General features: G+C 48.1%; 20 protein-coding genes and 1 other annotated feature. Of the genes, 5 read left to right on the forward strand and 15 right to left on the reverse strand.

Annotation, left to right across the window (positions count from 1 at the left end; genetic code table 11):
- Positions 1 to 134: 134 nt before the first annotated feature.
- A complete protein-coding gene (locus ADU24_RS15230; protein ID WP_053367434.1) occupies positions 135 to 812 on the reverse strand; it encodes a hypothetical protein in 678 nt (225 codons plus the stop codon).
- A 297-nt stretch (positions 813 to 1,109) separates the two neighbouring features.
- Here ADU24_RS15230 and ADU24_RS15235 point away from each other — a divergent pair, with 297 nt between their 5' ends.
- Positions 1,110 to 1,322: a hypothetical protein gene (locus tag ADU24_RS15235; RefSeq protein ID WP_053367435.1), complete on the forward strand. Its 213-nt coding sequence runs from the start codon at positions 1,110 to 1,112 to the stop codon at positions 1,320 to 1,322.
- 221 nt (positions 1,323 to 1,543) lie between these two features.
- Here ADU24_RS15235 and ADU24_RS15240 read toward each other — a convergent pair whose 3' ends face one another.
- Together ADU24_RS15240 and ADU24_RS15245 are read right to left on the reverse strand one after the other, a co-directional pair.
- The gene (locus ADU24_RS15240; protein WP_053367436.1) at positions 1,544 to 2,260 is read right to left on the reverse strand and encodes a pseudouridine synthase; all 717 of its coding nucleotides are present in this window, start codon (positions 2,258 to 2,260) and stop codon (positions 1,544 to 1,546) included.
- 58 nt (positions 2,261 to 2,318) lie between these two features.
- On the reverse strand, positions 2,319 to 3,923 hold the full coding sequence (locus ADU24_RS15245) for a putative polysaccharide biosynthesis protein (RefSeq protein WP_053367437.1): 1,605 nt from the start codon (positions 3,921 to 3,923) through the stop codon (positions 2,319 to 2,321).
- A gap of 254 nt (positions 3,924 to 4,177) precedes the next feature.
- Between ADU24_RS15245 and ADU24_RS15250 the strand changes: the two genes are divergently transcribed.
- The gene (locus ADU24_RS15250) at positions 4,178 to 5,449 is read left to right on the forward strand and encodes an NAD(P)/FAD-dependent oxidoreductase (RefSeq protein WP_053367438.1); all 1,272 of its coding nucleotides are present in this window, start codon (positions 4,178 to 4,180) and stop codon (positions 5,447 to 5,449) included.
- 120 nt (positions 5,450 to 5,569) lie between these two features.
- On the opposite strand, the gene ADU24_RS15255 is transcribed toward ADU24_RS15250, so the two are convergent.
- Positions 5,570 to 5,752 (reverse strand): sporulation protein Cse60, encoded by a 183-nt coding sequence (locus ADU24_RS15255; protein ID WP_053367439.1) that lies wholly within the window; start codon positions 5,750 to 5,752, stop codon positions 5,570 to 5,572.
- Between the two features lie 116 nt (positions 5,753 to 5,868).
- Between ADU24_RS15255 and ADU24_RS15260 the strand changes: the two genes are divergently transcribed.
- A complete protein-coding gene (locus ADU24_RS15260) occupies positions 5,869 to 6,120 on the forward strand; it encodes an alpha/beta-type small acid-soluble spore protein (protein WP_053367440.1) in 252 nt (83 codons plus the stop codon).
- A 324-nt stretch (positions 6,121 to 6,444) separates the two neighbouring features.
- Here the strand turns inward: ADU24_RS15260 and ADU24_RS15265 are convergent, their stop codons facing one another.
- The 11 genes from ADU24_RS15265 to ADU24_RS15320 form a co-directional block, all read right to left on the reverse strand.
- Positions 6,445 to 6,759, reverse strand: a complete 315-nt coding sequence (locus tag ADU24_RS15265; RefSeq protein ID WP_053367441.1) for a rhodanese-like domain-containing protein — start codon at positions 6,757 to 6,759, stop codon at positions 6,445 to 6,447.
- Between the two features lie 129 nt (positions 6,760 to 6,888).
- Positions 6,889 to 9,300: a leucine--tRNA ligase gene (leuS, locus tag ADU24_RS15270; RefSeq protein WP_053367442.1), complete on the reverse strand. Its 2,412-nt coding sequence runs from the start codon at positions 9,298 to 9,300 to the stop codon at positions 6,889 to 6,891.
- A gap of 54 nt (positions 9,301 to 9,354) precedes the next feature.
- Positions 9,355 to 9,574: a binding site (T-box leader), on the reverse strand.
- Positions 9,575 to 9,765: 191 nt separating this feature from the next.
- Positions 9,766 to 10,947 (reverse strand): MDR family MFS transporter, encoded by a 1,182-nt coding sequence (locus ADU24_RS15280; RefSeq protein WP_053367444.1) that lies wholly within the window; start codon positions 10,945 to 10,947, stop codon positions 9,766 to 9,768.
- Positions 10,948 to 11,276: 329 nt separating this feature from the next.
- Positions 11,277 to 12,719 (reverse strand): ammonia-forming cytochrome c nitrite reductase subunit c552, encoded by a 1,443-nt coding sequence (locus ADU24_RS15285; RefSeq protein ID WP_053367445.1) that lies wholly within the window; start codon positions 12,717 to 12,719, stop codon positions 11,277 to 11,279.
- Positions 12,720 to 12,721: 2 nt separating this feature from the next.
- Positions 12,722 to 13,234 (reverse strand): NapC/NirT family cytochrome c, encoded by a 513-nt coding sequence (locus ADU24_RS15290; RefSeq protein WP_053367446.1) that lies wholly within the window; start codon positions 13,232 to 13,234, stop codon positions 12,722 to 12,724.
- 95 nt (positions 13,235 to 13,329) lie between these two features.
- Positions 13,330 to 13,656 (reverse strand): hypothetical protein, encoded by a 327-nt coding sequence (locus ADU24_RS15295; protein WP_053367447.1) that lies wholly within the window; start codon positions 13,654 to 13,656, stop codon positions 13,330 to 13,332.
- A 19-nt stretch (positions 13,657 to 13,675) separates the two neighbouring features.
- Positions 13,676 to 14,152, reverse strand: a complete 477-nt coding sequence (locus ADU24_RS22660) for a cytochrome c-type biogenesis protein CcmH (RefSeq protein ID WP_082306934.1) — start codon at positions 14,150 to 14,152, stop codon at positions 13,676 to 13,678.
- Positions 14,149 to 16,128 carry a heme lyase CcmF/NrfE family subunit gene (locus ADU24_RS15305; protein WP_053367448.1) on the reverse strand — a complete coding sequence of 660 codons (1,980 nt, stop codon included), beginning with the start codon at positions 16,126 to 16,128 and terminating at the stop codon, positions 14,149 to 14,151. The genes ADU24_RS22660 and ADU24_RS15305 overlap by 4 nt, the downstream gene beginning before the upstream one ends.
- 21 nt (positions 16,129 to 16,149) lie before the next feature.
- Entirely contained in the window at positions 16,150 to 17,103 is a 954-nt protein-coding gene (locus tag ADU24_RS15310) for a hypothetical protein (RefSeq protein WP_053367449.1), read from the reverse strand.
- 350 nt (positions 17,104 to 17,453) lie between these two features.
- The gene (locus tag ADU24_RS15315; protein ID WP_053367450.1) at positions 17,454 to 17,630 is read right to left on the reverse strand and encodes a hypothetical protein; all 177 of its coding nucleotides are present in this window, start codon (positions 17,628 to 17,630) and stop codon (positions 17,454 to 17,456) included.
- Between the two features lie 12 nt (positions 17,631 to 17,642).
- Positions 17,643 to 17,906, reverse strand: a complete 264-nt coding sequence (locus tag ADU24_RS15320; protein ID WP_053367451.1) for a YtzC family protein — start codon at positions 17,904 to 17,906, stop codon at positions 17,643 to 17,645.
- Between the two features lie 248 nt (positions 17,907 to 18,154).
- Here ADU24_RS15320 and ADU24_RS15325 point away from each other — a divergent pair, with 248 nt between their 5' ends.
- Positions 18,155 to 19,144, forward strand: a complete 990-nt coding sequence (locus ADU24_RS15325) for a TIGR01212 family radical SAM protein (protein ID WP_053367452.1) — start codon at positions 18,155 to 18,157, stop codon at positions 19,142 to 19,144.
- Positions 19,134 to 19,706, forward strand: a complete 573-nt coding sequence (locus tag ADU24_RS15330; protein ID WP_053367453.1) for a class I SAM-dependent methyltransferase — start codon at positions 19,134 to 19,136, stop codon at positions 19,704 to 19,706. Before ADU24_RS15325 ends, ADU24_RS15330 begins: the two co-directional genes overlap by 11 nt.
- Positions 19,707 to 19,735 lie beyond the last annotated feature (29 nt).

The raw sequence follows: 19,735 nt of genomic DNA on the forward strand, positions 1-19,735 counted from the left end.
AAAACAGGAAACCGCCTAAAGCTGGCGGTTTCTTTTCATTAGGCTAACATCGGACGCAACCTCCCCTCTTTTCCAAGTAGCAGGGGATGCTGCTTATTGGCAAGTCAAAAAGAAGCGGAAGGTGCGGCATCCAATCAGCGTTGGAAAATTTGTTGATCAATCGAATCAATTGAGGAAATCACTGTATAGAAATTTTCAATCTTCATTTTTTCGTCGATTTCCGGCTCATCATAATTTTCGCCAATGAATGAAAGCCATTCATCCTCCAATTCGTCAACGTTTTTACCAAACACTTCGAGAAGCTTTTCCCCGAGATTGGCCTGATTATAAATCTTCTCAAATTTCTCCAATCCATATGTATCAATTAAAAAGGTTACAAAGGAAGCGGCATGATAATAGCTCATCGCTTGGACAGCATAGTCATCCGGACCATTAATGAGTGGGCGAAAAAGGCTGTCATCCTGATCCAAATCCATCAGCTTATTCAGCGGAATAGCCTTCCCCATATTTAAGAACAATTTCATTACTTTATGGATTGGGTATTTCTGTTTGCCGAATCTATTTTCCATGTAAACCGCAAAACCTTCCTGAGTCAGATACCCCCTGCTTGAATCAAAATTATTACCATATCCCGATAAGGTATGAGTAAGTTCGTGAACAAGGGAATCCCTCCCGATCAGAACGCCGTATAATTTTATATCAGCCTTCGGGCCCCAAGAGACCTCACTCCCCTCCAGAAGATGAATGTTGATTTTTTTCGAAGGGGTATAGTCGGTTTTAAGTGTTTGCCTAATATCATCGTAAGCTTTCAATGCTTCCTTCTTAATAGCCGTTACCCTTTCCTCCGGGACATTTGCGGTATTAAAAATTCTAAAAGTTACTTTACCATCGTTCGTAACAGCAATGTTTTCCTGTATTCCCTTCGCTTCTTTTAGGGGCTGATTGTTTGAACAGCCAACCTATAAAAATAATAAAAAAGAAAATGCGATCAACCTATTTGCCATTGAATCCCCCCAAACTATTTGGCGTATTCATACTTACATTTTATTACAAATTTAATGTATAATATAGGAAAATTACGAAAAACCGGGTTAAAGGTAGGGGGGCCTATGGAGAAAAAGAAGGAAAGAATTATGAACATATTGCTGGTTTTCCTCATTGCCAGCCTGGTGGGAGGATTTGCACTATTTTTTATGGGTCTATATAAATGGTCGTTAATCGTAATGGGCGTATTCCTGTTTTGTACCATGTTCATAAGCAAATGGACAAGCACAAAAAATGCCGATTATGTTTACCGTGAACAACTTAGGAACAATAAATAAAGCCGCAGACGTCTATTTTTTGGACCAGAACGGGCTTTGCCACTCAACAGGATTTGAGTAACAGCCTTTTGGGATTTGTGCGACACCTTTAAGCCAATTCGGCGAATATTTGTTACTCATCGGGATTTGTGCGACCCCCAAATCAAAGATTTTTCACGCCCCCTCGCTTCCCACACCAATAAAAAACAGCCGGCGGAAGTCTCCCTCCCCCGGCCGTGCATTCATGGCTGATAGTCCATCAGCATCCCAATCTCGTCATCCGTCAGCTCCCGATACTCGCCGAGCTCCAGTGTTTCATCAAGCTTCAACGGCCCCATCGTAAGCCGCTTCAAATAAACGACCCGCTTCCCGACCGACTGGAACATCCTCTTCACCTGATGGAACTTTCCTTCCGTAATCGTCAGTTCGATATCCGACATCAACCCCGACTTCAGGATTTCCAGCTCCCCTGGCTTTGTGTGATATCCGTCATCAAGGGTGACGCCCTTACGAAACGCTTCTACGTCAGCCTCCGTAACCTCGCCCTCAATAACCGCGAAGTACGTCTTCGGCACATGCTTCTTCGGCGACAGCAGCCGGTGCGCAAGCTGTCCATCGTTCGTAATCAACAGCAAGCCCTCTGTATCCTTATCAAGCCTGCCGACCGGAAACGGCTCATACACCTGATCTTCCAATTCAAGCAAATCAATAACCGTCTCATCCCTGGAGTCTTCCGTCGCCGACAGGACCCCAGGCGGCTTGTTCATCATCAAGTACACGAACTCTTTATACTCAATCACAGAGCCGTTCAGCATGACAACGTCTTTCTCCGGATCCACATGCTGCTTCGCATCCTTAACCGCCTTGTCATTCACCGTCACGGCTCCATCCTTCAAAAGCTTTTTAACTTCCTTCCGGCTCCCATAGCCCAGATTGGCCAGCATCTTATCAATTCTCATTCCGACCCCTCCTTTTTTAAAAAAAGACCGCCCACCCACCGGGCAGGCGCATCATTCGCTAGGCCCTCAGTTTCAGCTTGCCCAGGAGCCTGTCAACCTTGTCCCCGAACAGGAAATAGATAAGCCGCGTCTTAAACGAAAAGTAGAAGTACACTATCCCGCCGGCAAGTGCGCTTGCCAAGATGATGATCAATGACTGGAACTCTGACGCGGGTGACAGGAACCCAGTCAAAAGCTTGTACACGCCAGCCGCAACAGCAAGCATCAATCCGCCAAAAATCACGATCAACAGGCTTCTGCGCAACACTAGCCTGAACTTGTATTTCGAGTAAATTTTAATAATAACTAAATTAATCGCAATGGCTGCACCATACCCGAGTGTGGTAGCCAAAATTGCACCATCTGTTTCATACATCTTAATAAGCGGAATGTTTAGGACAAATTTCACAAGCAGGCCCGTCAGCAAACTCAATATTGTCCATTTCTGTTCATTGATGCCCTGCATGATTGCCGCGGTAACGGAATACAGGGCAAACAGGATGGCGACAGGAGCGTACATCTGGAGCACTTTCGTCCCAAGGTCCATATGGCCGTAGAAAACCGTGTAGAAAGGTTCCGCGAGCAGCGATAACCCCGCCGCAGCCGGCAAGGTCAGGAACAGAAGGACCTGGAATGTCTGGTTCAGCTGCCTGTTCAGGCTCTTCCGGTCATTTTCAACAAAAGCTTTCGTAATGCTTGGGACGAGCGTCAGCGAAAAAGCTGTGGCAAGTGACACAGGTATGATAACGAGCTTATGCGACTGGAAGTTCAGGATTGAAAATGCATCACCCGCTGCCTTTTCACTAATCCCGATTGAAACCATCGCCCGCTCAAAGGTGATTTGGTCGATAAACTGGAAAAGCGGGTTGGCAATCCCGACCAGGACAAAGGGTGCCGCGTAAATCAGGATTTCCTTATACATATCCTTTAAGGAAATATCAACAGTCCCTTTATCCTTCTCAAGAAGTTCATCAAGCCCCGGCTTCCTTTTCACCCAGTACCAGCCAAGCACGAAAAGCCCGCCGACTGCACCGATAAATGCGGCAAACGTGGCCGCCTTTACAGCATCAACCGTATTTCCATCAAGGAATTTCAGGATGATGTAAGCACCCGCAATAACGAAAACAATCCTGACAATTTGCTCAACAACCTGAGAAACCGCAGACGGCCCCATCGACTGGTGCCCCTGGAAAAAACCGCGAATCATGCTCATGAACGGGACAATGATCAAGGCGAAGGATACAGCCCGAATAACGGATGTAATGTCTTCCGCGGGCAACTCCCTTCCAGTCGAAAGCAATGGAGCTGTAAAATACAGGACCAGGAAAGCCAGGATTCCCGAGCACATCATGACAACGAGCCCAGATTTGAATAGCTTCCGGCCAACCGCATATTCATCCATCGCATTATATTTGGCAATAAATTTTGAAACGGCAAGCGGGATGCCCGCCGTGGCTATACTAATAAAAATCGTATAGGGGATATAGGAATACTGGTAAAGCAGTGTCCCCTCAAGCCCAACGATACGTGTAAATGGAATAACATAAAACAAGCCCAGCATCTTGGAGATCATCGTTCCAAGAGTTAAAATAAATGTTCCCCTAATTAATTTCGATGACGACATAAAATCCCTTCTCACTTAAGAAATACTATATCCTGCCAGGAGCCGGTTAAAGATGGCACAGCGCGGCTGCTTACCTTGAAGCTACGTTCGCTGTTCCGGCACGCTAATTAGTAGTGTACCTTTCTTTTCCCCATTGCGCCACTGACACTCATTATATTTCGGGGCAAGTGTCTTCTTTTCATTGCAGCCCTTCCATGTATATAATAAGAAAACAAGTTTACCACATATCATGATTAAAAAAGTTGGTGTTTTTTATGAAATATGATGTCATCGTGATTGGCGGCGGACCGTCGGGATTGATGGCTGCGGCCGCGGCCGGGGAGAAAGGTGCGCGTGTCCTGTTGATTGACAAAGGGGACAAGCTTGGCCGGAAGCTTGCCATTTCAGGCGGAGGCCGCTGCAACGTAACGAATCGGCTCCCTGTTGACGAGATTATTAAACATATTCCCGGCAATGGCCGGTTTTTGTACAGCGGGTTTTCGATTTTCAGCAATGAAGATATTATCGCCTTTTTCGAGAGCCTTGGAATAAACCTCAAGGAAGAGGATCATGGCAGGATGTTTCCGGTAACAGACAAAGCGCAATCCGTCGTCGACGCCCTCCTTGAAAAACTAGAGAAGTTAAACGTAAAGATTTTCACGAATTCACCTGTCAGGGACGTCATTTTCAAGGATGGCCAAGTAAAAGGAGTGCGGCTTGGCAACGGCTCCGATGTGGAAGCAGATGCCGTTGTAGTCGCAGTGGGCGGTAAATCGGTTCCCCATACCGGTTCGACCGGTGACGGTTATGTGTGGGCTGAAAAAGCCGGCCATACGATTACCGAGCTTTTCCCGACTGAAGTGCCCGTAACGTCCAAAGAGCCTTTTATTAAAAACAAAGTCCTTCAGGGTCTGTCGCTCCGGGACGTTGCAGTCAGCGTGCTGAACCCGAAAGGAAAGCCGCTCATCACGCACAGGATGGACATGCTATTCACCCATTTCGGGGTAAGCGGCCCCGCGGTACTGCGCTGCAGCCAGTTCGTAGTCAAAGCAATGAAGAAGTGGAATCTGAAGGAAGTCGGGATGCAAATCGACGTGCTTCCGGATCAGAACGGCGAAGCGCTATTTCAGGAAATTGTCGGGCTTGTTAAGGCTGAACCGAAAAAGAGCATGAAGAATTTGGTGAAAGGCCTTTTACCGGAACGGTATTTGCTGTTTTTGCTTGAACAAAGCGGGATTGACGCCGGCGCGCAGGGAACGGAGATTTCACATGAGAAAATCCGTACTTTCTGCGGACTGTGCAAGCAGTTTACGTTCAATGTGAATGGCACCCTCCCGCTTGAAAAAGCTTTTGTGACTGGGGGCGGCGTTTCCGTAAAGGAGATTGAGCCTCAGACAATGGCATCCAAAAAGATGGCCGGGCTTTATTTCTGCGGGGAAATTCTTGATATCCATGGATATACAGGGGGCTACAATATTACCGCAGCGTTTGTGACCGGCAGGCTTGCCGGCGGAAGCGCGGCTGAATACGCAACCGAAGTCCGTTAAAAAAGGAGCTTTCCGCCAAAATTGATGTGGTGGGGAGCTCCTTTGTATTTAGTTTATTATGAAGCTATTGGCTATTTTCACGAATGCGGATTGTTTTTTCATTGCCAACTATAACGCTGGTCACGCTCGGTAGATAACCATGGCTGAGAAGCAGTAAATCTGATCATCCTCGTCTTCCTGAAGGGCTGCGACATTGTATTTAATATCGAGCAGCTTTTTTTCATCGAGCCCTTTCAGGAAGTTATTCATATCGGTTTCAAGGTCTGCTTCATGCTCCTTGTCGAAAAGTTTCACCTGGATCATTATGCCTTCCTCCCTCTTTTTCCAACAGTTTTACCAATATTTCAACTTTTTAACAGATGGCGACGGATAAGGTTTGTTTTTTGCGGAAAAATAAGCTTAAAAAGGAGGCTGGCTAAATGGCTAGACGCAACAAGATTCTCGTTCCGGAAGCTAGAAAAGGGCTTGATGAATTGAAAGCAAAGGTGGTCGGGGCAAACCGTCCCGAAGATGCCAAATTTGAAGCCGCAAAAGAGGTCGGAGTCCCGCTTCAGCATGGGTATAACGGCAGGCTGGCTGCAGAAGACGCCGGGAAAGTTGGCGGAAGGCTTGGCGGCAGCATGGTTAAGGAACTCGTACGCATGGCGCAGGAGAATTTGAAAAAGAAGTAACAGTTTTGTTAGAGCCGATGGAAATTTGCTCTGATTTTGGAACAACTTTGGACACACGGACCTTGATTTTTCACTTTACTGTCCAAACATCGAGCATCTTTGGACTCGCATCCCTGAAAAATTCACTTTGCTGTCCAAACATCAAGCATCTTTGGACACATACACACCGGGATTTAGAAAAGCTGTCCGAACACAAGGTACCTAGCGACCCCCTCTGCTACAAATCAACTTTCTATCTGAAAGAAAACAAAAAATGCTTTCCACCTCATCTGTGAAAAGCATTTTTTTAATAGAAACCCTAATGTACCCTAAAAAATAAATCAATTACCCTTTAACTTCAACGTCGCCTTCCCACTCGAGCATGCCGCCGTCCATGTTGATAACCTTGTAGCCCTGCTGCTGCAAGAAGTGGCAGACGTTCATGCTTCGACCGCCTGACCGGCAAATGATGATATGTTCCTTGTTTTTGTCCAGTTCCTCGAGGTGCGCGGGAATGTCCCCCATTTTGATATGTTTCGCTCCCGGGATCATTCCGTAAACAACTTCATCGTCTTCCCTGACATCGATCAGTTCAAGATTTTCTCCATTCTCAAGCTTCTTTTTCAGCTCTTCCGTAGAGATTGTTTTAATTGGTTCCATGATTACACCCCTTTGTTAAAAACATCCCCCGCATTCCGGGGGATGCTATGAATGTTTTTTCACCCTATAGTTTCCCATGAAGCTGTTTTTTCAGCCACCATTACGGCCATCAGGCCATGTCGTATCCTGTTAATTCGCAACAACATTGACAAGCTTGCCTGGTACGGCGATTACCTTGCGGACGGTTTTGCCCTCAAGCTCGGCGCTGATTTCTTTCATCGCCAGTTCTTCCATCGCTTCTTTCGTCGCAGCGGACGGAACCATCAGCTTTTTCTTAAGCTTGCCATTGATTTGGACAACGATTTCCACTTCATCTTCAACAAGCTTAGTTTCATCAAATGTTGGCCATGGCTCATAGGCAATTGTATCTGTATGGCCAAGCTTTTGCCACAGCTCCTCACAAACATGCGGTGCGATTGGCGAAAGAAGTTTGACGAAGCCTTCCATGTATTCCTTTGGAAGAACATCAGCTTTATACGCTTCATTAATAAACACCATTAATTGGGAAATGGCGACGTTGAAACGAAGCCCTTCGTAATCCTCGGTAACCTTCTTAACAGTCTGGTGGTACACGCGTTCAAGGTTATCCGCTTTCGCACCTTTTTGGATTTTCGCGGATACCGAGCCATTTGCCTCAATGAACAGGCGCCATACCCGGTCAAGGAACCTGCGCGCGCCGTCAAGCCCGTTCGTTGACCACGCAACAGAAGCATCGAGCGGCCCCATGAACATTTCATAAAGCCTCAATGTATCCGCACCGTGGCTTTCAACGATATGATCCGGGTTGACAACATTGCCTTTCGATTTACTCATCTTTTCATTATTTTCGCCAAGGATCATCCCCTGGTTGAACAGCTTCTGGAACGGTTCCTTTGTAGGAACGACTCCGATGTCGTAAAGGAATTTGTGCCAGAAACGGGCGTATAGCAAATGCAATACCGCATGCTCGGCGCCACCAATATAAATATCGACAGGAAGCCATTCCTTCAATTTTTCCGGATCGGCTAGCTGTTCATTATTTCTTGGATCGATATAGCGCAGATAGTACCAGCAGCTTCCTCCCCATTGCGGCATTGTATTCGTTTCGCGGCGCCCTTTTTTGCCTGTTTCCGGGTCAACCACATTTACCCAGTCCTCAATGTTCGCAAGCGGCGATTCGCCCGTTCCGGATGGCTTGATATCTTTTGTTTTTGGTAAAACAAGCGGCAGCTGGTCTTCCGGTACGGCGGTACTTGTGCCATCTTCCCAGTGGATGATCGGAATCGGCTCTCCCCAGTAGCGCTGACGGCTGAACAGCCAATCACGCAGGCGGTACGTAATCTTTTTCGTGCCGATGCCTTTCTCTTCAAGCCAGGCAATCATGTCACGGATCGCATCCTCTTTATTTAACCCATTTAGGAAGCCAGAATTAACATGCTCGCCATCGCCAGTATAGGCTTCTTTTTCAATATCCCCTCCGGCTACGACTTCAACAATCGGCAGGCCGAATTGCTTCGCGAATTCGTAGTCGCGCTCATCATGCCCAGGCACCGCCATAATTGCACCTGTCCCGTAGCTCGCGAGGACATAATCCGCAATCCAGATCGGCATTTCTTCACCATTTGCCGGATTGATTGCATAGGCGCCTGTGAAAACGCCGGTCTTTTCTTTCGCAAGGTCGGTCCGTTCTAGGTCGCTTTTGCTCTTGATTTTTTCAAGATACGCTTCAACCGCTTCTTTCCTGTCAGTGGTTGTGATTTTCTCAACAAGCGTATGCTCAGGAGCCAAGACAGCGTAAGTTGCTCCGAAAAGCGTATCGGGACGGGTAGTAAAAACGGTGAAAGTGTCGTCATGGCCCTTTATGCTGAAAGTAACTTCAGCACCTTCAGAACGGCCAATCCAATTGCGCTGCATACCCTTCAGGCTTTCTGGCCAATCAAGCTCTTCAAGGTCCTCCAAGAGGCGGTCAGTGTAGGCGGTAATTTTCAAAACCCACTGCTTCATCGGGCGGCGTTCAACCGGATGGCCCCCCCGCTCACTCTTGCCGTCGATGACTTCTTCATTCGCAAGGACGGTCCCAAGCGCCGGGCACCAGTTAACCGACACCTCATCAATGTAGGCAAGCCCTTTTTCATACAGCTTCAGGAAAATCCATTGCGTCCATTTGTAATAATCCGGATCCGTTGTATTGATTTCCCGGTCCCAATCGTATGAAAAGCCTAGTTCCTTGATTTGGCGGCGGAAAGTGTTTATATTCCTCTCGGTGAACTCCGCCGGGTCGTTTCCAGTATCAAGCGCGTATTGCTCGGCAGGAAGTCCGAATGCATCCCAGCCCATCGGATGAAGCACATTGTAGCCCTGCATCCGTTTCATGCGGGAAAGGATGTCAGTCGCCGTGTAACCTTCCGGGTGGCCGACGTGGAGGCCCGCCCCAGAAGGATACGGGAACATGTCAAGCGCGTAAAATTTCGGCTTGCCCTTCTCCTCGCCCGTTTTAAATGTTTTTTCTGTCTCCCACTTCGTCTGCCACTTCTTTTCAATTTCCCTGTGGTTGAAGCTCATCTCGATTTCCTCCCTCAATCTTTTTTTCCAAAATAAAAAAACTCCCATCCCTTAAACAGGGACGAGAGGATATGTATCTTCCCGCGGTACCACCCACATTAGTGTGAAAACACTCGCTTCATTCAGTCCTTAACGCGGAAAACGGCAGGCATTACTGGCACTTCACGCCTGCGACTCAAAGGCGAGTTCATGATGGTCCCGGCCGGCTTGCACCAACCGCCAGCTCTCTACAATGCGGGACGGAATCACTACTATTCCTTTTCACAGTCATTAAACTATTTACATAGTGCTATTTTATTAAAATTTGCCGCGGGATGCAAGCCGCCCGGTTGAAAATGTGCCATTGCGGAGATTTCCGCCATAATCAGGAGTATGCAGCCCCCTGTTTTGATAGCTTTAAAATAGATCCATCTTAATATAAACAATCGAAAAAGTCCCGCTCCGTAAAAAGGCGCGGGACTCTCTTTATGCACGAACCGGCTGGGTTTTCCCCTTAATGCCCCGGTCATACACGACAGTCGTTCCAATTGAAACGATAAACAAGCCGATCAGGATCATGAACAGCATGGACATGCCAAACAGGTCGACGAGGATTCCGCCCAGAACCGGTCCGATCATCCTGCCGCCGGTTGCCGTACTGTTGACAATTCCCTGGTAAAAGCCTTCACGGCCCCGAGGCGCAAGTTCGCTGGCAATTGTCGGAACCGCCGGCCAAATGAGCATTTCACCGGCTGTTAAAATGATCATCCCCGCCATAAATCCTGTAAAGCTCCCCGAATTGGCCGCTACGATGAATGCGACAACAAAAATTAGCATGCCGAGCACCATCTGGGTTTTAAGCGACCGGCCAAAACGTTTCAAAAAGCCGTTCAGTACTGGCTGGCCGAGCACAATCATCGCCCCGTTCACTGTCCAAAGCAAACTGTACTGGGTAAGAGTTATATTGATTTCCTGTGTATAAGAAGCGATTGTTGTCTGCCACTGCACATAGGCAACCCAGCAAAGGAGATAGCCAATACAGAGGATGAGCAGCGCTTTTAGCTTTTTATTCATACCGGCCGAGGGATTCTCCTGCAAAACAGAAGTCTGGGCACCTTCCCGGTCGGCGATGTTTTTATAGCCCCAAAATGCAATCGCCATAAAGACGATATACATGAACAGGTTTGCAACAAAAATCAGCTGGAACGAAAAACTGGCAACTAAACCGCCGAGCGCCGCACCCACAGCTACACCAAGGTTCTGGGCAACATAAATCGCATTGAATGCGCGCCTTCCCCCTTCCTTCCAGACAGCTCCCGACATTGCATACATTGCCGGAAAAATAATTCCAGCGCCAAAGCCTGCAATTGTAAGGAAAACCGCATAAGGGGTAAATTCGTTCCAAAATGTCAATCCAAGCAATGCAAGCAAAGCAATGCCAATCCCAAGCAAAATTGTTTTATAACCGCCAAGCCTGTCAAACAAGCTTCCTCCCGCCAGGTTTCCTGCAACGCTCGCCGCGGAGTTCAGCATAAGGACTATGCCCGCGGTGGTTAGCGATTTGCCGAGGTGGTCATGGATATAGATTGCATTCAAAGGCCAGAGAAAGGATGAACCTGTGACGTTGACGACCATTCCGATGATTAAAAGCCATAATGAACGCGGCATCTTGATTCTCCCTTCTCATTAGTATTGCGCAAGCGCCCCGTTTAGCGTCGTATGGACTTGAGACCACGAAGCACGATGAGCACAAACGAATCGATGTTGGCTTATCGTAGCAAGGGGGCCGAAGTACACTAGGCGCCGGGCGCAGAGCTAGACATATTTCTTTAAAAAGTTGTTTCCCATTTCCAAACACAAAGGATATTCTATTCCTTTTCCCAAAACTGTGCAATGCTTTTTATCCCAAATAAGAGAAAAGCACTGTAACCAAAATGGCTACAGTGCTTCCATTGAGACTATTGGCGCTCAAGCTTCCAGATAAATCCCGGCTGAGCTTACTTTTTCGGTGTTGCCGGAACAACCGGCTGCTGTGCAGGGAATTCCCCATTGATGGCGTGTGTTTTCTTCTGGAAGTTATCCTTTTCGCCTGTTACAGCGTTTTTCGCCTTTTCGATTTCCTCTTTCAGTTTATCGATATTGACGCCTTTTTTAACCAACTCTTCGGTTGCAATCTGGATTGCCTGGTTCGATTCTTCGATTGAAACTGCGAGGGAATCCATCGCTCCCTGTGGATTATGGAAGCCTGCGGAGCTCTCCGCAGCGACGATGTCCCAGAACCATTGGGCTTTCCTTACATGCTCTTGCGCCGCTTTTACCTTATCCGACTTGACGCCTGTGGTGATCATTTTATTCACATAGTAATGCGCATTGATGGAAACTTCTTCCGCCGTATGCAATTGCCTCATGTGGGTATCCTGGATTTCCATCACCCTTGCTTCCAGCTTATCCAAGTCCCTGTCGCCATGGCATGTTCCGCACGATGATTTCATTGTCTTAAGCGGGGACGTCCACCAGTGCGATGAAATCTTGCGTTTGCCATCGACCCGTTCATACGGCATATGGCAATCCGCGCATGCAACGCCGGCTTTGCCATGGGTGCCTTCCATGAATGTTTCGAAATCCGGGTGCTGCGCCTTCAGCATTGGGGTTCCGGAAACATTGTGGATCCAGTCTTTTTCAAAGCCTTTTTCCTTGGCGATTGTCGAATAGTATTCATACATGTCTTCCGGCTTGTAGCCCTTGTCCCACGGGAAGGTTACTTCGCTGTTGGTTGCGTCGAAGTAATATTCAACGTGGCACTGGCCACACACATAGCTGCGCATGTCATTCTTTGTCGCCTTTGATACATCGATGCCCTTTCGCTCCATCGCTTTTACGAAGCTTGGCCGCGTTACGCGAAGGTCCATTGTCTGCGGGTCGTGGCAGTCGGAACAGCCGATTGGCGAATGGCCCATCTTTTCACCCTTAGGGAAAATCTCTGTTTTAAAATTGGCGCTCCAATACTTCTCGCCCATTTCTTCAATCATTTTCGGCACAGCGGTCGATTTACATGTATAGCAGGAACCAACCGACTTATCGGTAATCCTTGCGACATTCTTCACATCCTCGAGCGCATAAACGTGGCCGCGGTCTTCGTTATATTCAGTTGCAAAACCATATCCATTAAATAGGATTGGCAGGTATGGCTCTTTGTCCGGGTCATATTTTGAACGTTTGACGGAACCGCTGTATTTCGTGTCCGACATTTTTTCGTTCTTCATGTAGCTGTTGTATTGAAGCGGAAACATGTCCTTGAATGCTTCATTTGAGATTTCATCTTTGGAAAGACCTGTTGTTTTCGGTTTGGCGGCTGCCTGTTCACTGGAGGAACTGCAGCCCGTAATAATCAGAATGAATGCCAAAAGCATCAAGTATGCTCCGAAACGGAACTTGGACATCCTTAAAACCCTCCCTTATGTTCAAGCAGCTCGCCGGACTTAGGCGGCTTATTGAATTCTTTTGTTTTAAAATTCTTTCCATGCGGCACGCTGCGGTGGCATGTCGTGCAGCTTTCCTTTGCATCGTGCTCTATGTTTGTGAGTGTGCTTTCATGGCATGTAATACAGTTTTGCTCGACAACCCTTTCTGTCTTTTCGGTTGCATGCAGCACGTTCGGGATTTTTTCGGTCCCGAGCGTATTAAAGTACATATGCCCCATTCCGGCCTTTCCCTTGAATACCAGCTTCTTAGCCACGCTATCATGCGGCAAATGGCAGTCATTGCAGGATAAAGTCGAATGTGTCGAATCCGTAAAAGATCCGTACGCAGAGTCCATGATGTGGCAGCTCTGGCAGAAATCCGGCGAGTCCGTATAGGCCATCGTTTTCACAGTCACAACAGACAGGACAATCCCCGCGAAGAGCGCGGCGAAAATGAGTATTTTTTTATCAATCGCCAAAAGTTTCTTAAACATTCTTTCACCTCCCCAGGTAAATGTTTATCTATTAAAACACCAATGTGTTCTAATCAGTTCCATTATTGCTTCGGGCGTTCCGGCCACATTTACACTTATTGTCCGGCATCCGCTGTGTTTGCTTTTGAGCGGATGAAGGCAAGCGCTTTCCGGATATCTTCATCCACCTCGCGCTTCTCTTCAATGGTTTCTGCTGCAAGGCGGTAATACGACTCTTTCAGGATGTTAAAATCCTCAGCCGAAATCTTGTTCATTAACACGTCCATTTCAAATTCATTGACGGCCTCATACACTTGTTTCAACTCAAGGCCTTTTTCAGTTTCGGCTGTTGCCGCAAGCCTGTCTCCCCCAAAAAAGGGTGCGATGACAAGGTAAAGGCAGGCCGAGACAAGCAGCGCACTGATCGTTATGATGTACAGCAAACCCACCGCCCCCTTTTTGTTAAAAATACTTCCTCCGCTCGTTGTCGAGCGTTTCTTCCAGGCTTTCGTATTCCCTACCGCTTAACGGCTCTCCGGCAAAACAAGCTGATTCTTTTTGCATGTTCCTCTTTGTAATCCTTTTCATGGCAACCGCCGCTATTGCCCCTCCGCCCGCCAGCCCCGCAATCGGCATTAGCCAGGCGAGCAGCCCGCTTCCTATCTTTTCGGGAACCTTCAGTGCCCCGGGGCCGAGTTCATCCGTGTAATAGCTGATAATATCCTTCGGCTCCATACCTTTGTTCAGCATCTCAACCACTTCACTGTTATAGGCTTTCCGCACTTTGCATGTTGAAAGATCATGTTCAGAGTGGCCATCCATATTAAGCTGGCTTGTTACTTCCCTGAATTCCGGGGAATTTTCCGAAAAGGAGGCAAATGCGGCCGCGGGAAGCGACGCCAGGAAGAACGCCAGAAGAAAGATTGCTTTTCTGCTCATCGGATCGCCTCCCTTTTTGTGACATGCTGCACAATGGCAGCTCCAGCTGTCTGCCTTCTGCCCGATAAGGCTACCAGGATGCCCGCCAGCATAATATATCCCCCAGTCCAAATCCAGCTGACGAACGGATTCACCCTGGCAAGGACAGTAATCTTGTTTTTCGTTTCCCACGAGCTGAGGACTACATACAAATCCTCATTCCATCGCGACTTTACAGCCACCTCTGTCGATGGCTCCGCCCAGTTGTCATAATAGATTTTTTCCGGGTGGACCGGGGCAAGTTTTTCCCCCTTATAGGCTACTCCCATTTCTGCAAAAATGATGTCCCTGTCGGCTTTTTTTACTTTGTTAAAGCTATTGAACGTTAACTCGTAGCTCCCGATAGTGAAACTCTCACCCTTGTTTACCGTTTTAATCAGTTCGAGCGGATAGGCCTGGGAGCTGATGATGCCGACAGCAAGTACCCCGACTCCAATATGGACAAGATAGCCGCCGTATCTTCGCCTGTTTTTTGTAAAAAGCTTCAATAAGGCTGTTGCCGCGTTTTCGGATGTCGCCTTTCTCCTTGCCCTGACTGCCAGGATGATTTCCATCGCATGTGTTGCCAGCATGAACACGCAAGCCGATATCCCGATAATGGCAAACAGTCCATTGACGCCGCTCCCCGCCAGAAAGACAGCAAACAGGACGGATAGCCCGAGGGGCAAACTGATCTGCCTCAGGAAACGTGACAGGCTTGCTTTTTCCCAAGGGATGGCCGGGCAAATTGCCATAAGCAAAATGAGCGAGAGCAGGATCGGGCCCATAACCTGTTTAAAATAAGGGGCGCCGGTGTTGATTTTCACGCCTAGAAATGTTTCAGAAACAAGCGGGAAGATCGTTCCCCAAAAAACGGCGAAGGCCGCGGCGAGCAAAATATAGTTATTTAAAAGGAAGCTGTTTTCCTTTGAAAAGTAAGTCGTGACCGGTACACTCCCGTTATTGATGAGCCGGTAACGCGATACAACCATGTAGGCCGCGAACAGGACCATGAATGACAGGAAAATGAAAAAGTATGTACCAAGGCTGCTGTCGGCAAAGGCATGCACACTGGTCAGGATGCCGCTTCGGACGAGGAAGGTTCCGAACAAGGTCAGTCCGTATGACAGAATGACAAGGAACAGGTTCCATTTCCTGAGCATATTTTTCCGTTCCTGGATCATCACCGAATGGAGCAGCGCAGATACAGTAAGCCACGGCATAAACGAAGCGTTTTCAACCGGGTCCCATGCCCAGTAGCCACCCCAGCCAAGCTCGACATATGCCCACCACGCCCCGATAAGGTTGCCCGCGGTCAAAAACATCCATGAGGCGAGGGTCCATTTCCTCGTCAGCCTCAGCCATGCCGAATCCATGCTTTTTATCATCAGCGAAGCCATCGCAAACGCGAACGGAACCGCCAATCCGACATAGCCAAGGTACAGTGTGACCGGATGGACGACCATACCCGGGTTTTGCAGCATCGGATTCAGCCCATTCCCGTCCGCGGGGATGGTTTCCGAGAGTTCAAACGGGTTGGCCAGCCCCAGCAATACCCCAAAGAAGAAAAGCAGGTTCATTGAAAGTACTGCAAGGACATATGGCGTATACTTGCTGTTTTTCGAAAAGGCGATGATTGCCGTGTACATGCTAAGCAACAGCGTCCAGAACAAGAGCGACCCGGCATTTCCCGCCCAGAAGGCGGAAAGCTTATAGATGAGCGGAAGGCTCTCGTTTGTATAGGAAGCCACATACGTATACTCGTACTTGCCGGCTGCCAGGAAATAAAGGAGCAGGCTGGATGCCGAAATGGATACTAGGAGTACCCCGAAGACTCCACCCCTCGCGCTGCCAAGCCACTGCTGGCTCTGTGACCTGATGCCCATGGCAGTTGCGGCAAGAATATAGGCCGACAGCAATATTCCAAGGATTAAAGATGCATTTCCAACAATATACATGCTGTCGGCCTCCTTTCATTTTTATAGGTTAAGTTTTTTATGAAGTTCATTGTACTCTGCTTCGGTAATCGTCCCATCGACAAGCATTTTCCGGAGCTGCGCTTTTTTAGTACCAACGCCAGCGGGTTCAAAAGATGCTGTCACGGCTGAAGTATGCCTTTTTTTCAAAAAAAGGAGGAGCAACCCGCACGCAAGCAGGCTTGCCGCGCTAATACCGGCAATCGTAAGGCCTAGCGGCATTTTTTCCGTTTGGGCAGCCTTGGCTGGCTCGGCCGTCTTTCCGGCAGCCTCAAGCAGCTCATTCGTCGTCCGAGTTTCTTTCCGGTCATAGGAAAGTGTGAAATCTTTCGCCTCGCCTGCCTTCATCCCTTTTACCTGGTACGTATGCATCTTCAGCCCGTACGGATTCTCATGCGGAGCTTCGGTTGCCGAGGGGGTGAGCTTCACATTGGCTGCCTCCATTGGCTCAAGTACGGTCAGGTTGACAAGCATAATGTCGGCGAAGCTTTTAAACGAATAATCCAAAACCTTTTTGGTGCCTTTTGTTTTGATTGCATCGGTGTAAAACTCGATCACGAATTTATATTGGTCATTTGGCTCGATTGCCCGGCTCGTTTCCCAGGCGATCGTCCCTTTTTTCACATCGAGCTCATAATTTATCTCAAACATTTGTGACAGGTCGCTGGAATAATCGGCGACGAACCCAATCCGGAAATTGTCCTCATTCACGGGCAGGGGAATTTCAATTTTTCCTTTTTGCGCTTTGCCTGAATTGTTGATCAGGCTGCCCTGGTAGCCAATCAGGAGCGGTGGCTTTCTTGTTTCTTTGTCATTCGGATGAATGGCGAATTCAGGCATAACCTGGATGGACAGCTCCTCCATCTTCAAAATCCCGTTTTCCTTTTCTTCTCCAAGTACTGAAACGGGCAGCATAAGAACCATCACTAAAAAACAGGCGATAACTTTTTTAACCATCGTCCACTCTTCCTTTCAAAAGAAAATCTGTCCAAACCCGCAGAAGTTGAGGCTTTAACAAAGGATTTCCGCTGTTTTGCTACCTTATTTAAACCATGGAACCCCCCCTCATTCTGTGACCAACATCACAAAAATAAATTGACTCGTTTCCAAATTGTGAACGGCAAGTTTCTGTAGTTTGTGGTTTTAGGAAAATCAAGGAACAGGAATGGTTTTAAAGGAGTTTAGGAAGGATTCGAATTGTGAAGATTTTATGAACATAGGGGTGAAGCGGAGCAAAAATCATCCAAAAAGGCAGCACCCATACGGGCACTGCCTTGGGAGGAAGTTCCATCTTTCCTGGCCAATGGCTAATACTTGTTGTTTTCAACATGCATTTTCGATTTCACCGGCTGGCCGCCTGTCTTTTCATAAGCCCTTTTCGCTCGGTCAATCAAATTTAGGTCGGTTCCAACCTCTACATCCTGGCTGTTGTAGCCATTCCGTGTTTTTTGTTCGGGATTATTCTTTTTCGATCTTTTTTTCATAGTCACGCCCTCCTAATGCCTTTGGAGAATCAAGTCATTCTGGATGCCCTGGAGCTGAAGCCTCATCCTGTTCAGCCGTTCGCGCTGCTGGGAATTGGCGCTCATGGCAAGAATAGTCATATCATTGTAAGCATCTTCGAGAGCTTTTAGCGCTTCAGTATACCCCTCGGCATTGTAATGCTCCTGCCTGGCTGTATGATTGTATTGATCCTGGGCAAATTCGATTGTCTGCTGGCATTTGCCGATGAAATCCTCGATTGATTGCCGGGTTGCCAATGAAGTCCCCCCTAACATTGGTAATACGTCCCGTTTTCCTTCCGGGCCGGAACCTGCAACAGCAGCTTCATACTTAGTGTGTTCACCCAGCCGCCAGCTATCACGTCTCCGAGCTGATAATTAGTGGGAAGAAATGAAATAGCCTGAAGAAGCCATTCGTGTTAAAATTCAGTTTGTGCCTCCCTGTTCATCCGGCGGGAAGCAAAATATCAACAACAAAATGACAGTAAAAAAATGAGGTGTGCGAATTGGCGCAAACCAGCCCTTTTCCATATGCAATGGACACTAAACGATATCATACGTGGAATTATCATCTTCGGGGCCACTTCGGCCACAAAGTTTTCAAGGTGGCGCTCGATGGCGGCTTTGACTGCCCCAACCGGGATGGCACAGTCGCACATGGCGGCTGTACATTTTGCAGCGCCGCAGGGTCGGGTGATTTCGCCGGAAAGCGGGCGGATGAACTCGAGACCCAATTCCATGAAATAAAAAACAAAATGCACACGAAATGGAAGAATGGCAAGTATATGGCCTACTTCCAGGCTTTTACGAATACACATGCGCCCGTTTCCGAGCTGCGTGAAAAATTCGAGGCCGTCCTTAAGCAGGAAGGCGTTGTCGGACTATCAATTGCGACTCGGCCAGACTGCCTCCCCGATGATGTCGTCGAGTACCTGGCAGAGTTGAATGAGCGCACGTACTTATGGGTCGAGCTTGGCCTGCAGACTATCCACGAACGGACTGCAAGCCTGGTCAACCGGGCGCACGATTACAACTGCTACAAAGAAGGCGTCGCAAAGCTCCGCAAACATAATATCCGCATTTGCACGCATATTATCAACGGCCTGCCCCTTGAAACGACAGAGATGATGCTTGAAACAGCGCGTGAAGTTGCGAAACTTGACGTGCAGGGAATCAAAATTCACCTGCTCCATCTCCTCAAAGGAACGCCGATGGTGAAGCAGTATGACAAAGGGCTCCTTGAATTCCTCAAGTTCGATGAGTATGTAAATCTTGTTTGTGACCAGCTGGAGCTCCTGCCGCCTGAAATGATCGTCCACCGGATAACCGGGGACGGGCCAATCAATTTGATGATCGGACCAATGTGGAGCGTCAATAAATGGGAAGTGCTGAACTCAATTGATGCGGAACTAAAGCGGCGGGACAGCTGGCAAGGAAAGTTTTATAAAAGCCGCATAGGTGCAAGAGAAATTGGAGGTAGTTGCAATGAAGCTTGATGGCGTCCTTCCTTTTGCAAGGATCCTGTTGGAAAAAGCCGTCACGGAAGGCGGTGCCGCTATCGATGCGACAATGGGAAACGGCCATGACACGCTTTTCCTCACCCGGCTCACAGGCGAAAATGGAATGGTTTTTGCGTTCGACATCCAATCGGAGGCGCTTGAGGCAACTAAGCAACGGCTTGCCGAAAATGGTGTGAAAAGGGGGGCAACACTTTTCCATGCCGGCCATGAACGGGCCATGGAGCTGATTCCCGCCAAGTATCACGGGAAACTGCAGGGGGCCATTTTCAATCTTGGCTATCTGCCGGGAAGTGACAAGAGCATTGTCACCAAACCTGGAACAACGATTGCGGCAATTGAACAGTTGCTCGAAATAATGGCACCCGGCGGAATCATTGTCCTCGTCATCTATCACGGACACGAGGGAGGGGCAAACGAACGCGACAGCCTGCTCGAATTTGCAAGCGAGCTTGACCAGAAAGAGGCGCATGTCCTTCAATATGAGTTCATCAATCAGAAGAACAATCCACCTTTCATAATTGCTATCGAAAAAAGGTAAAAAAGAGGCATCCGCAAAATAAATACTGT

The sequence above is a fragment of the Bacillus sp. FJAT-27245 genome, from assembly GCF_001273955.1.
GTDB lineage: Bacteria > Bacillota > Bacilli > Bacillales > Cytobacillaceae > Bacillus_D.

Coding starts and splice junctions, on each gene's coding strand:
- ADU24_RS15235 (WP_053367435.1), top strand. CDS start 1,110: ATGGAGAAAAAGAAGGAAAGAATTATGAACATATTGCTGGTTTTCCTC.
- ADU24_RS15255 (WP_053367439.1), bottom strand. CDS start 5,752: ATGATCCAGGTGAAACTTTTCGACAAGGAGCATGAAGCAGACCTTGAA.
- ADU24_RS15285 (WP_053367445.1), bottom strand. CDS start 12,719: ATGTCCAAGTTCCGTTTCGGAGCATACTTGATGCTTTTGGCATTCATT.
- ADU24_RS22660 (WP_082306934.1), bottom strand. CDS start 14,152: ATGAGCAGAAAAGCAATCTTTCTTCTGGCGTTCTTCCTGGCGTCGCTT.
- ADU24_RS15245 (WP_053367437.1), bottom strand. CDS start 3,923: ATGTCGTCATCGAAATTAATTAGGGGAACATTTATTTTAACTCTTGGA.
- ADU24_RS15250 (WP_053367438.1), top strand. CDS start 4,178: ATGAAATATGATGTCATCGTGATTGGCGGCGGACCGTCGGGATTGATG.
- ADU24_RS15280 (WP_053367444.1), bottom strand. CDS start 10,947: ATGCCGCGTTCATTATGGCTTTTAATCATCGGAATGGTCGTCAACGTC.
- ADU24_RS15290 (WP_053367446.1), bottom strand. CDS start 13,234: ATGTTTAAGAAACTTTTGGCGATTGATAAAAAAATACTCATTTTCGCC.
- ADU24_RS15315 (WP_053367450.1), bottom strand. CDS start 17,630: ATGAAAAAAAGATCGAAAAAGAATAATCCCGAACAAAAAACACGGAAT.
- ADU24_RS15260 (WP_053367440.1), top strand. CDS start 5,869: ATGGCTAGACGCAACAAGATTCTCGTTCCGGAAGCTAGAAAAGGGCTT.
- ADU24_RS15305 (WP_053367448.1), bottom strand. CDS start 16,128: ATGTATATTGTTGGAAATGCATCTTTAATCCTTGGAATATTGCTGTCG.
- leuS (WP_053367442.1), bottom strand. CDS start 9,300: ATGAGCTTCAACCACAGGGAAATTGAAAAGAAGTGGCAGACGAAGTGG.
- ADU24_RS15330 (WP_053367453.1), top strand. CDS start 19,134: ATGAAGCTTGATGGCGTCCTTCCTTTTGCAAGGATCCTGTTGGAAAAA.
- ADU24_RS15310 (WP_053367449.1), bottom strand. CDS start 17,103: ATGGTTAAAAAAGTTATCGCCTGTTTTTTAGTGATGGTTCTTATGCTG.
- ADU24_RS15265 (WP_053367441.1), bottom strand. CDS start 6,759: ATGGAACCAATTAAAACAATCTCTACGGAAGAGCTGAAAAAGAAGCTT.
- ADU24_RS15240 (WP_053367436.1), bottom strand. CDS start 2,260: ATGAGAATTGATAAGATGCTGGCCAATCTGGGCTATGGGAGCCGGAAG.